Here is a 12787-nt window from a genome sequence, read left to right as displayed (position 1 = left end):
AAGCTATATATCTTAAATAAAATAAAAAGCTCCCGAAGGAGCTTTAAGTTTTCTATTATTGTTGATCGGCTGAGTGATATCCGTTAGCGATGTAAGAATTCCGCATGGAAGCGTAGGTGATCTTCAATAAATGTGGCTATGGTGAAATAGCTATGGTCATAACCCGGCTGAATACGAAGTGTCAGTAGCCAATCGTGTTGCCGTGCCAATTCAGCTAATTTTGCCGGTTGTAATTGGTCTGCCAGAAACTGATCACTATCACCTTGATCTACCAGCATCGGCAGTTGGGTGTGGGCATGTGTAAGTAAGTGGCAACTATCATATTGCAACCACTGACTCTCATCGGTACCCAAATACGCAGTAAAGGCTTTGCGCCCCCAAGGCACCTGACACGGATTGACTATCGGCGCAAAGGCCGAAACTGATTGGTATTGCTGCGGGTTACGCAGTGCTAGCATCAATGCCCCGTGGCCCCCCATTGAATGGCCACAAATAGACTGACGGCCACTCACTTCGAAATGCTGGGCGATCAGCGCCGGTAACTCCTGGCTGATATAATCATACATCTGAAAATGTTTAGACCAGGGCGCTTGTGTTGCGTTGAGATAGAACCCCGCGCCTTGCCCTAAATCATAACCTTCGTCATTCGGCACATCATCGCCACGTGGGCTGGTATCCGGCATAACCAGTACCAGACCCAACTCAGCGGCTACCCGCTGCGCACCGGCTTTCAATGTAAAGTTTTCATCATTACAGGTCAGACCCGACAGCCAGTAAAGCACCGGTGGCGGGTTGTCATCCCGTAGGGGGGGCAGATAGATGCTGAAGGTCATATTGCAATTCAGGCTGCTGGCGGCGTGGCGATAGCGTTGCTGCCACCCGCCAAACATCCGGTGCTCTTCGAGAAGTTCAAGTGACGTATTCATGCGTTGCCTGCCTCCTTGCCTTATTTGTTTTGTGAGGAATGATTAAAATGGATCACGGTACGGATAGATTTACCTTCATGCATCAAATCGAAGGCTTCGTTGATTTGATCTAACCCCATGGTATGGGTAATAAAATCATTCAGAGCGAATTTACCGTCCAGATATTGCTGCACGATGCCCGGTAACTCGGAGCGCCCTTTGACACCACCAAATGCTGAGCCACGCCATACACGGCCGGTGACCAATTGGAATGGACGGGTTGAAATCTCTTCACCGGCACCGGCAACACCAATGATGACTGATTCGCCCCAGCCTTTATGGCAGCACTCAAGCGCTGAGCGCATAACATTGACGTTACCAATACATTCAAAGGAGAAATCTACGCCGCCATCGGTCAGCTCGACGATCACATCCTGAATAGGTTTATCATAATCTTTCGGGTTAATCAGGTCTGTTGCGCCCAGTTTGCGGGCCAGCTCGAATTTACTGGTATTGAGATCAATGCCAATGATGCGGCTGGCGCCAGCCATTTTCGCCCCAATCACTGCCGATAAACCAATGCCACCCAAGCCGAAGATGGCGACAGTGTCGCCCGGTTTGACTTTTGCTGTGTTCATCACAGCCCCCATGCCGGTGGTGACGCCACAACCGAGCAGACAAACTTCTTCTAATGGCGCTTCTTTATTGATTTTTGCCAGTGATATTTCCGGTACCACTGTCAGTTCAGAGAAGGTTGAAGTCCCCATGTAATGGAAGATCGGCTGGCCATTTTTAGAGAAACGGGTGGTGCCATCAGGCATCAAACCCTTGCCCTGAGTGCTACGGATCGCCTGACACAAATTGGTTTTACCGGAGCGGCAGAATTTACATTCACCGCATTCTGGTGTGTACAGCGGAATGACGTGATCACCCACTGCAACGCTGGTAACACCTTCGCCGATTGCTTCTACAATCCCACCACCTTCATGGCCGAGGATCACTGGGAATATCCCTTCGGGATCTTTGCCTGACAAGGTGTAGGCATCGGTGTGGCATACGCCACTGGCGACAATCCGTACCAGCACTTCGCCTTTCTGCGGTGGCATCAAATCAACTTCTTCAACCGATAGCGGCTGGTTTGGCCCCCATGCGACTGCGGCGCGAGTTTTAATCATCTGCATGGTGTTGCTCCTATAGCTTCTGTGTGATGAGTGTTATATAAATGAATTTTTAATGTATCTAATATGTTGCATTTGGCTGTCTGGGCGTAAGTCAACATGGTTTGTATAAATTATGGCCGATAAGCGGCAAGCCGTCAGATAAGTCACTGAATTTCAATCTGCTCGATAATCAGTTCTTTTAAGCTGCGGACATTGGGGCTAAAGGCATCTTTACGCCAGATAAGCCAAGTTGCGGTATTGGCAACATCAGCCGGTAAGGCATGAACTTGTACCCGTTCATGGCCCGGCAGTAGCGCCAATACCGAATGGGGTATCAATGCCAGCCCGGCACCACTGGCAACACAGGCCAGCATGGCATGGTAAGACTGGATTTCCATAATATGGCCCGGTAAGACACCGGCCTGACGGAACCAACTCTCCAGGCGCAAGCGGTAAGAGCAACTGGGGCGAAAGGCAAACAGTGTCTCATCCACCGCATCGCGGGCTTGCATAATCGGAGGGTGGTCCAGACAAGAAATGATCACCAGTTGCTCGTCGAAAGAGCGGCACCCGTGCAGTTCATCATGTTGAACTGGCCCATCAACGAGTGCTGCCGCCAGTGTTCCGGCCCGTACCTGTTCAATGATTTCACCCGATGTCCCGGTGATCAGTGATAAGGACACCTGTGGGTAGCGCTGATGATAGGCCGCCAGCAAATTAGGCAGACGGGTGGCAGCAGTGCTTTCCATCGAGCCTAATGGGAAGTTACCCGCCGGTTCGCCAGCATGCGTAATGCGCATTGCCTCTTCGCTTAGCGCCAGAATCCGGTTGGCGTAGCAGAGGAAGTTATGGCCCATCGGGGAGAGCCGCAGGCGCTGTTTTTCACGGATAAACAGGTCGGCACCCAGCTCAACTTCAAGTTGGCGCAGGCGGGTCGTCAAATTTGACGGGACGCGGTGCATCTGCTCCGCTGCCCGGGCAACGGAACCGGTTTCTGCTACACAGCAAAACATGCGTAGCTGGGTCAGGTCCATAAGCGTTCTCTTTTTGTGATGAACTTAATGAGTATTATTCATTTTTTGTGATTCTAATGCTCAGGCATGATATTGGCAACTTTCTTTTAACCGTCTGGCAGGAATTATCTGTCAGCAAACAATGGGCAGGGCAGATGGCATTAAGAATTGCATTAAGTGGTTTTCTCGCGTTAGTGGTAGCGATGGGAATTGGCCGTTTTGCTTTTACGCCGCAAGTGCCGCTAATGATCGCAGAGCATCAGTTCACCCTAACCGGTGCCGGGCTGGTGGCAGCATTTAATTATCTGGGATACCTGTTTGGCGCTTTTGATGCTATGCGCGCCAGCCGCCATGTGGAGCGCCGTTTATGGCTCGGATTGTGGGGGGCGGTAACGCTTACGCTGCTATCCGCAGTAGTTGATGGGCCGTGGTGGCATGGCGTGGTACGTTTTGCCATTGGCTGGGCCAGTGGCTGGTCGATGGTGCTTATCGCCGCCTGGACCAATGAACGTCTGGCCCACTTCGGTCGTCCGGCACTCAGTGCCGCAGTATTTGCCGGGCCGGGCGCGGGCATATTCATCAGCGGTATGTTAGCAGTGGTTATTCATAGCTATGGTTTATCGGCCGCTCAAGCCTGGCTGGTCTATGGTGTATTGGCGTTAGTTATTATTGCCATGATAAGTATTAATCTGCCGCGAAGTGGGGAACTACATCGCCCGCATATTGCGGCGATTCCGCTGACCTTAACGCCAGCACTCAAGCGCCTGGTGTGGAGCTACAGTTTGGCGGGATTCGGTTATATTCTGCCCGCAACATTTTTATCGCAAATGGCAGCAGCGCGCTTCCCAGAGAGCCTGTTTGCCCAGTTTGTCTGGCCGGTGTTTGGTGGCGCGGCGGTGATAGGGATCACTATCGGTATTTTGACCCGCCATTGCCTGAGTTCGCAAACCCGTTTGGCATTAACACTCTGGGTACAGGCATTGGGGGTATTGTGCGCGGAGCTAGTGCCGGGAGTGAGTGGGTTGGCCTTAGGGGCATTACTGACCGGTGGCGGTTTCCTGAGTGTGGTGCAACTTTCATTGCAGCATGGCCGGGAGCTGGCACCGCAACACACCCGCTATATGGCCGGTTTACTGACTACCGGTTATGCTATTGGACAACTGGTTGGCCCAATCTTATCCGCTATCTCAACAACCTTGACTCACCGGTTAGAGCCTGCGCTGTACGTGGCAGTGGTGGCACTGTTCATTGCTGGAGGGTTGGTTATCAAAACGCCACGTCGCGCTCAGGAAACGATTACCGGTTGATTTACGCTACCGTGGATGCACCAAATGCAACTATTTCATCATGATGTAAATAACGATTCGATATGAATAACAATCACTGGATAATCATTTTGCTCTCAACTAAAGTGGGGAGCAAAATCCGAACGTGATCTACATCATGTTTATACTGTTCGGATGTGTACGCCTGCTGGAGAAAAGAATGTCATCGCTAAGTAAAGAAGCTGAGTTGGTTCATGAGGCATTGCTGGCCCGTGGTCTTGAAACCCCGCTGCGCAAACAAGAGTTAGATGCCCAAACGCGTAAAACCAAGATTCAAGCGCATATGACTGAAGTCATGCAATTGCTGAATCTTGATTTGTCTGACGATAGTCTGGCGGATACGCCAAGACGTATTGCCAAAATGTATGTTGATGAGATTTTCTCTGGACTGGATTACGAAAATTTCCCCAAAATCACCCTGATTCAGAATAAAATGAAGGTCGATGAAATGGTCACGGTACGAGATATCACCCTGACCAGTACCTGCGAACATCATTTTGTCACTATCGATGGTAAAGCCACTGTCGCTTATATTCCCAAAGACAGTGTGATTGGCTTATCTAAAATCAACCGTATCGTGCAGTTCTTTGCTCAGCGCCCGCAAGTGCAAGAGCGGCTGACACAGCAAATCCTGTTGGCACTACAGACACTGTTAGGCACTAATAATGTCGCAGTTTCTATCGATGCAGTGCATTATTGCGTTAAAGCGCGCGGTATCCGTGATGCTACCAGTGCGACCACCACGACATCATTAGGCGGGTTATTTAAATCCAGCCAGAATACACGCCAGGAATTCCTGCGTGCTGTTCGTCATAATAGCTAACGTCACAACGGCTAATTAGCCTTTTCAGAGAGGGTGCCAGTGGGTGCCCGTACACAGGATGTCGGGTATGCGTCAACGCATCGCAACGTTAGACAGTGCGCGAGGGCTGGCCATCCTTGGCATTCTGCTGCTCAATATCAGCGCCTTCGGTCTGTCAAAGGCTGCTTATCTTAATCCGGCCTATCTGGGCCTTCCTTCGCTATCCGATGCCTGGACTTGGGCCATTCTCGATATTGTGGCACAGGCCAAGTTCTTATCTATTTTCGCCATTCTGTTTGGTGCGGGCCTTGAGCTATTACTTAAACGCGGCAAGAGCTGGATTCGGGCGCGACTTTCCTTATTGCTATTACTGGGATTAATTCACGGTATCTTTTTCTGGGATGGAGACATTCTATTTGCTTATGGTTTGATCGGTCTGGTGTGTTGGCGAATGATTCGTGATGCCAAAGATGCCGCCAGTTTGTTGCGTACCGGTGCGGTGCTGTATTTAGTGGGTGTCGCGGTATTGCTGCTACTGGGGTTTATCACCAATGGTGAACCGGGGCGATTTTGGCAGCCGGGGCCTGCGGATCTGCAATATGAGCAATTTTGGAAGTTGCAGGGGGGCATGGAAGCCTGGAAGAACCGGTTAGATCTGTTGTCATCCAATTTGATTGCTATCGGCGCCCAATATGGCTGGGAGCTGGCAGGCTCGATGTTATTTGGTGCTGGGTTAATGCGTTCTGGCTGGCTACGCGGTGATTTTAGCTTGCGGCACTACCGTTTGCTTGCGGCATGTTTGATACCGCTTTCATTAGTTATCCAAATACCGGGGGTGGCACTGCAATGGGCAGTGGGCTGGGATTACCGTTGGAGCGGTTTTTTGTTGCAAGTTCCCCGTGAGTTAGGGGCTCCATTACAGGCTGTGGGCTATCTGGCTCTGCTGTATGGCTTCGGTCCCACAATATCCGGTTGGCGTGTCAATCATTGGTTGGCACAGGTAGGGCGCATGGCTCTGAGTAATTATTTACTGCAAACATTGATATGTACGCTGATCTTCTATCACTTCGGCTTATATCAACAGCTTGACCGCCTACAACTTCTCGCGATTGTTCCACTGGTCTGGCTATGTAATATCCTATTCTCCCTGCTATGGCTGCATTACTTTGCCCAAGGGCCACTCGAGTGGTTATGGCGAAAATTGACCGCCTATGCTTGCGGTCAATCGTTACAACCACGCAACACTAAGCCCTGAATGCGTCTGTAAAGTAAAAATGATCGAGCGGGTTGCAAATTTGTATGTAAACGTTTTCTTTCTTGTGACGCATTTCACGTGGCAAATTCAACAAACTGGGTAGGATAAGCCACCTGCCATGCCCAGTTCACATCAACACGCGCATGGTTACTTATTCACAGGATAAGGTCATGGCTGCTCTGCATTCATCTGGAAATAGTATCACCATTCGTGATGTGGCCTCGCGGGCTGGCGTTTCGCTGGCTACGGTATCCCGTGTCCTCAATAACAGCGCTGCTATTCGGCCAGAAACGCGCGCCGCAGTGCTGAAAGCGGTGTCAGAACTGGGCTACCGCCCAAATGCTAATGCACAAAAACTGGCAACACAAAGTAGCGATACTGTCGGTGTGGTGGTGATGGATGTCTCTGATCCCTTTTTTGGTGCCTTGGTGAAAGCGGTAGACACCGTAGCCCAACGACATCAAAAATATCTGTTGATTGGTAATAGCTACCACCAGGCCGATAAAGAGCGTCATGCCATTGAAGTGCTACTGCGTCAACGCTGTAATTCATTGGTTGTTCACGCTAAGGCATTGAGTGACGGTGAGTTAATCGCTTTTTTAGATCAGGTTCCAGGTATGGTTCTGATTAATAGGATTATTCCTGGGTTTGAGCACCGTTGTGTAGGATTAGACAATGTTAGCGGTGCGCAAATGGCATGCCGTTTACTGCTTAAACAAGGGCACCAACGTATCGGTTTTCTCGGTTCCAACCACCCGATTGATGATGTTATCCAGCGTCAAACGGGTTACCTAAATGCGCTTGAGACCGCCGGTATCACTGCTCCTGACAGTTGGCGAGCATTTGGTACTCCTGATCTGGCTGGGGGGGAGCGTGCCATGATTGACTTGCTGGGTCGCAATTTACAGCTCAGTGCGGTGTTTGCCTATAACGACTCAATGGCTGCTGGTGCGCTGGCGGTGTTGAAAGAAAACGGTATCAGTGTCCCTGAGCAGTTTTCGCTGGTGGGCTTTGATGATATCCCTATTGCCCGCTATACCAGCCCCAAATTGACCACAGTGCGTTATCCTATTGTTTCTATGGCAACTTTAGCCACAGAGCTGGCACTTGAGGGGGCCAGTCATCCGCCAGACCCGCACGCGGCTTATTGTTTTAAACCCACATTGGTACCGCGTCATTCTGTCGCAATTTGTGGGGTCGCTCACTAGTTACGTATTTATTCTTGTGTAACCGTTTTCAATCTGTGAGAAAATTCACAGATTCTTAACAACGGCCCGTCTATGCTCTAGTTGTTTTCTACCTGAATGTATCAATATGTCATCGGTTACCGGATAAAAAAACACACGGTAGCGGGTTTTAGAATAGTGATTTACAAACACGCGTTCCGCAGATGTTGAGTTTGTAAGTGGCATGGTTTTTGACGACTCAGGCGGCTTTCTCGGAGTGGAGTGCGCTCAAGGACGATAGATATTCAGTGTCAGCAGCTTTGAACGATGGGTCTTTCTCACGTTAAGGCGACGGTGTTATCACCCTGTACTACCCTACATAAACCCGGAGATACAAATGAATAAGAAGGTTTTCACATTAGCGACCCTGGTTGCCAGCATGATGTTTGGCGCGGCTGCTCAAGCTGATACCCGTATTGGTGTCACTATTTATAAATATGATGACAACTTTATGTCCGTGGTCCGTAAAGCTATCGAGAAAGATGCTAAAGCATCTCCTGACGTTACCTTATTGATGAATGACTCCCAAAATGACCAGTCCAAGCAAAACGATCAGATTGACGTATTGCTGGCTAAAGGTGTGAAAGGGCTGGCCATTAACCTGGTTGACCCAGCAGCAGCACCGGTTGTTATTGATAAAGCACGCGGCAACGATGTGCCGATCGTGTTCTATAACAAAGAACCTTCACGTAAGGCATTGGATAGTTACGATAAAGCTTACTATGTAGGGACTGACTCTAAAGAGTCTGGTGTTATTCAGGGTGAGCTGATTGCGAAACACTGGAAAGCCAACCCAGCATGGGATCTGAACAAAGATGGCAAAATCCAATTTGTGCTGTTGAAAGGCGAGCCGGGTCACCCAGACGCTGAAGCACGTACAACTTATGTCATTAAAACGTTGAATGAAAAAGGTCTGCCGACTCAACAATTGCAGTTAGATACTGCAATGTGGGATACCGCGCAAGCTAAAGATAAAATGGATGCCTGGTTATCTGGCCCTAACGCCAACAAGATCGAAGTGGTTATTGCTAACAACGATGCGATGGCGATGGGTGCAGTAGAAGCCTTGAAAGCCCATAACAAAACCAGTATTCCAGTATTTGGTGTTGATGCCTTGCCAGAAGCGTTAGCGCTGGTGAAATCAGGCCAAATGGCCGGTACCGTATTGAACGATGCCAACAATCAAGCTAAAGCAACTTTCGATTTAGTTAAAAATCTGGCTGCCGGTAAACCTGCTGCTGAAGGGACTAACTGGAAAATTGAAAACAAAATCGTACGTATTCCGTATGTAGGTGTTGATAAAGATAACCTGGCTGAATTTACTAAATAACAGCCTGTCGTGATAGGTGGTGCCCAAAGCTGTGTCAGTGCTAAGGGTAAAGCAGTAATTATTAACCTTCTGGCCCCGATATTGGGTAACCAGCACCGGGGCAGAAGGTTTTTTGCATTGATCCTTATTTTGAATATGCACTTATCGGCGGATAAGGTATTTATCTCGCAGGTGAGTGGCAATTCTTAGCCAGGTATAACTATGGCCGATATTAATACAGCACAACCCCGTGAGTGGTTGCTGGAAATGAGTAATATCAATAAATCATTTCCGGGTGTAAAGGCGTTAGATAACGTAAATCTTAAAGTGCGGCCAAGTTCGATCCATGCATTAATGGGAGAAAATGGCGCAGGTAAGTCAACGCTATTAAAATGTCTGTTTGGTATCTATAAAAAAGACTCCGGGAGTATTCTCTTTCAGGGGCAAGAAATAGAATTTAAAAGCTCTAAAGAAGCATTAGAGCACGGTGTCTCTATGGTTCATCAGGAATTAAACCTGGTGTTACAACGTACAGTGATGGACAACATGTGGCTGGGTCGTTACCCAACCAAAGGTTTTTTTGTCGATCAAGATAAAATGTACAAAGATACCAAAGCTATCTTTGATGAATTGGATATTGATATTGATCCCCGCGATAAAGTCGCAACATTATCAGTATCTCAAATGCAAATGATCGAGATTGCCAAGGCATTCTCTTATAACGCCAAAATCGTCATCATGGATGAGCCGACCTCTTCATTAACCGAGAAAGAGGTTAATCATCTATTTACGATTATTCGTAAATTGAAAGAGCGTGGCTGCGGCATTGTTTATATCTCTCACAAGATGGAAGAAATATTCCAACTGTGTGATGAAATCACTATTTTGCGTGATGGTCAGTGGATTACTACCCAGCCGCTGGAAGGGCTGACCATGGATCAGATAATCTCAATGATGGTGGGGCGCTCACTGAGTCAGCGTTTCCCTGATCGCCTGAACAAGCCGGGTGAAGTCATTCTGGAAGTGAAAAATCTGACCTCGCTGCGCCAACCCTCGATCCGTGATGTCTCCTTTGATTTGCATAAAGGCGAGATTTTGGGGATTGCTGGCTTGGTTGGGGCCAAGCGCACCGATATTGTTGAAACCTTATTTGGTATCCGCGAAAAAGTGGCCGGGACCATTAAGTTACATGGCAAAAGTATTAATAACCATAGTGCCAATGAAGCCATTAATCATGGGTTTGCACTGGTAACTGAAGAGCGCCGCTCAACCGGGATTTACGCTTATCTCGATGTGGGTTTTAATTCCCTAATCTCTAATATCCGTAACTATAAAAATAAATTTGGGCTGCTGGATAATACGCGCATGAAGAGCGATACCCAATGGGTTATCGATGCGATGCGTGTAAAAACGCCCGGTCACCGTACCAGTATTGGCTCTTTATCCGGTGGTAACCAGCAGAAAGTAATTATTGGCCGTTGGCTACTGACTCAACCAGAAATATTAATGTTGGATGAGCCGACTCGAGGTATTGATGTCGGTGCTAAGTTTGAAATCTATCAGTTAATGACTGAATTAGCGAAGAAAGACAAAGGGATTATTATTATTTCCTCTGAAATGCCTGAGCTACTAGGGATCACTGACAGAATTTTAGTAATGAGTAATGGTCAGGTTGCGGGAATTGTTGATACTAAGCAAACCACGCAAAATGAAATATTACGTCTTGCATCCTTGCATCTCTAATCTAGTCGAAGGTTCTTATTATGAATGCGTTAAATAAGAAAAGTATGCTCACTTACCTTAAAGAGAGCGGGATTTATGTGGTGTTGTTCGTATTACTGGCAATTATTATTGTTAAGGACCCGACGTTTTTAAGTCTGATGAACTTAAGTAACATTCTGACCCAATCATCGGTGCGTATTATTATCGCACTGGGTGTGGCAGGGCTGATTGTTACCCAAGGGACCGACCTGTCAGCCGGGCGTCAGGTAGGTTTGGCGGCGGTAGTTGCGGCGACCATGTTGCAAGCAATGGATAACGTTAATAAAGTTTTCCCTGATTTACACACCGTGCCGATTCCGATTGTTATTTTAACCGTCTGTTTGATTGGTGCGATTATTGGTTTGGTCAACGGTATTATCATTGCTTACCTGAATGTGACTCCATTTATTACTACATTAGGTACGATGATTATCGTCTACGGGATTAACTCCCTGTATTACGATTTCGTTGGCGCATCACCGATTGCAGGTTTTGATCCGGCATTCTCAACCTTTGCTCAAGGGTTCTTGCGGTTTGGTGATTTCAAACTGTCTTATATTACCTTCTATGCTTTGATTGCTATCGGCTTTGTCTGGGTGCTGTGGAATAAAACTCGCTTTGGTAAAAATATTTTTGCCATCGGCGGTAACCCGGAAGCGGCAAAAGTTTCTGGTGTGAATGTGCCACTAAACTTGATCATGATCTATGCCTTGTCCGGTGTGTTCTATGCCTTCGGCGGTATGTTGGAAGCAGGCCGTATCGGTAGTGCGACTAACAACCTTGGCTTTATGTACGAGTTGGATGCGATTGCCGCCTGTGTGGTGGGCGGTGTGTCCTTTAGTGGTGGTGTTGGTACCGTTATCGGTGTAGTGACAGGGGTAATTATCTTTACCGTTATTAACTACGGATTAACTTATATCGGTGTGAACCCTTATTGGCAGTATATTATTAAAGGTGCGATCATTATCTTTGCCGTCGCATTAGACTCACTGAAATACGCTAAGAAGAAATAATCGGTTATTGTGAATTAACGTAACAGCCAGTCAGGGGTAAACCCGGCTGGCTGTTCTGTTATGGGTGTCACTTTTATTCACGTCATTTCGTCATATTTGTCGATATCAATGGCGCTATTGACTCAATGAGCTGGATTGCGCAGATAAATAATCCAATAGGTCAGGCCAACCAATAAACCACCACCAATAATATTGCCGATAGTCACCGGGATTAGATTATCGATAATAAAGTTGTTTAGGGTCAGCGCAGAAAATTGATCCGGGGTAGCATTAATTGATAGCCAGAACTCCGGTGATGCATAATCACGGATGATAATAGCTAATGGGATCAAAAACATATTGGCAATGCTGTGTTCAAAACCGCTGGCGACAAACATGCCGATAGGCAGTAACATCACCACAATTTTATCCGTCAATGTATGGCCGGAATAGCTCATCCATACTGCCAGGCAGACCATTAGATTAGCCAGAATCCCCAAACACACCGCTTCTACAAACGTATGATGTAATTTGTGTTCGGCAGTTTGCAACACATTCAAACCCCATAAACCATTTGCCGCCGTATGCTGACCGGCAAACCAAATCAATGCCACAAAGAACAGTGCGCCAATAAGATTACCGAAATAGACATTCACCCAATTACAGATTAATTGCCGCCAACTGATTTTGCCACTGGCTTTAGCCACCACAATGAGTACTGTGGATGTGAACAAATCAGCCCCACAGATAATCACTAAAATCAGGCCAAGAGAGAAACACAGGCCGCCTACCAACTTTGCCAACCCAAATGCCACCACGCCAGCAGTGCCGGTTGTTGCTGTAATGTAGAAGACAAAAGCGATAGAGATGAATACACCGGCAGTCATGGCTAAATAAAAGGTGGTGGCCGGATTCTTAGTGGCTTTATATATACCAACTTGCTCTGCCAGTTTTGCCATATCAACCGGAAGGCGCAGATCAAAGGGATTTTCAATGCTCATTGATAACTCCTTACTTATTATTTTATCGGTGTAGGGGA

General features: G+C 47.7%; 11 protein-coding genes. 7 read left to right on the top strand and 4 right to left on the bottom strand.

Annotation, left to right across the window (positions count from 1 at the left end; all coding sequences use genetic code 11):
• Window positions 1-83: 83 nt before the first annotated feature.
• The 3 genes from fghA to ptrR form a co-directional block, all read right to left on the bottom strand.
• Window positions 84-926, bottom strand: coding sequence for an S-formylglutathione hydrolase (gene fghA, locus V1952_RS15230; protein ID WP_420071962.1), 843 nt, complete (start codon window positions 924-926; stop codon window positions 84-86).
• A 20-nt stretch (window positions 927-946) separates the two neighbouring features.
• Window positions 947-2086 carry an S-(hydroxymethyl)glutathione dehydrogenase/class III alcohol dehydrogenase gene (locus V1952_RS15225; protein ID WP_050311956.1) on the bottom strand — a complete coding sequence of 380 codons (1140 nt, stop codon included), beginning with the start codon at window positions 2084-2086 and terminating at the stop codon, window positions 947-949.
• Window positions 2087-2229: 143 nt separating this feature from the next.
• Window positions 2230-3099 carry a putrescine utilization regulator PtrR gene (gene ptrR / locus V1952_RS15220; RefSeq protein WP_372558438.1) on the bottom strand — a complete coding sequence of 290 codons (870 nt, stop codon included), beginning with the start codon at window positions 3097-3099 and terminating at the stop codon, window positions 2230-2232.
• A 134-nt stretch (window positions 3100-3233) separates the two neighbouring features.
• On the opposite strand from ptrR, the gene V1952_RS15215 reads away from it, so the two are divergent.
• From V1952_RS15215 to mglC, 7 genes are all read left to right on the top strand, one after another.
• Entirely contained in the window at window positions 3234-4385 is a 1152-nt protein-coding gene (locus tag V1952_RS15215) for a YbfB/YjiJ family MFS transporter (protein WP_420075031.1), read from the top strand.
• Window positions 4386-4563: 178 nt separating this feature from the next.
• Entirely contained in the window at window positions 4564-5226 is a 663-nt protein-coding gene (folE, locus tag V1952_RS15210) for a GTP cyclohydrolase I FolE (RefSeq protein WP_042569448.1), read from the top strand.
• A gap of 67 nt (window positions 5227-5293) precedes the next feature.
• On the top strand, window positions 5294-6460 hold the full coding sequence (yeiB, locus tag V1952_RS15205) for a DUF418 domain-containing protein YeiB (RefSeq protein WP_083159389.1): 1167 nt from the start codon (window positions 5294-5296) through the stop codon (window positions 6458-6460).
• A gap of 170 nt (window positions 6461-6630) precedes the next feature.
• Window positions 6631-7668 carry an HTH-type transcriptional regulator GalS gene (gene galS / locus V1952_RS15200; protein WP_420071964.1) on the top strand — a complete coding sequence of 346 codons (1038 nt, stop codon included), beginning with the start codon at window positions 6631-6633 and terminating at the stop codon, window positions 7666-7668.
• A gap of 355 nt (window positions 7669-8023) precedes the next feature.
• On the top strand, window positions 8024-9016 hold the full coding sequence (gene mglB, locus V1952_RS15195; RefSeq protein ID WP_372558441.1) for a galactose/glucose ABC transporter substrate-binding protein MglB: 993 nt from the start codon (window positions 8024-8026) through the stop codon (window positions 9014-9016).
• Between the two features lie 201 nt (window positions 9017-9217).
• Complete coding sequence (gene mglA / locus V1952_RS15190; RefSeq protein WP_372558442.1) at window positions 9218-10738, top strand: galactose/methyl galactoside ABC transporter ATP-binding protein MglA; 1521 nt, start codon at window positions 9218-9220, stop codon at window positions 10736-10738.
• A gap of 20 nt (window positions 10739-10758) precedes the next feature.
• Window positions 10759-11769 carry a galactose/methyl galactoside ABC transporter permease MglC gene (gene mglC, locus V1952_RS15185; protein WP_005187595.1) on the top strand — a complete coding sequence of 337 codons (1011 nt, stop codon included), beginning with the start codon at window positions 10759-10761 and terminating at the stop codon, window positions 11767-11769.
• A 122-nt stretch (window positions 11770-11891) separates the two neighbouring features.
• Here the strand turns inward: mglC and focA are convergent, their stop codons facing one another.
• Complete coding sequence (gene focA, locus V1952_RS15180; protein WP_372558443.1) at window positions 11892-12749, bottom strand: formate transporter FocA; 858 nt, start codon at window positions 12747-12749, stop codon at window positions 11892-11894.
• Window positions 12750-12787 lie beyond the last annotated feature (38 nt).

Source organism: Yersinia sp. 2542 StPb PI, assembly GCF_048593855.1.
Taxonomy (GTDB): domain Bacteria; phylum Pseudomonadota; class Gammaproteobacteria; order Enterobacterales; family Enterobacteriaceae; genus Yersinia; species Yersinia enterocolitica_E.
The sequence above is the reverse complement of the archived record's forward strand: the minus strand, read 5'-3'. Positions and strand labels throughout refer to the sequence as shown.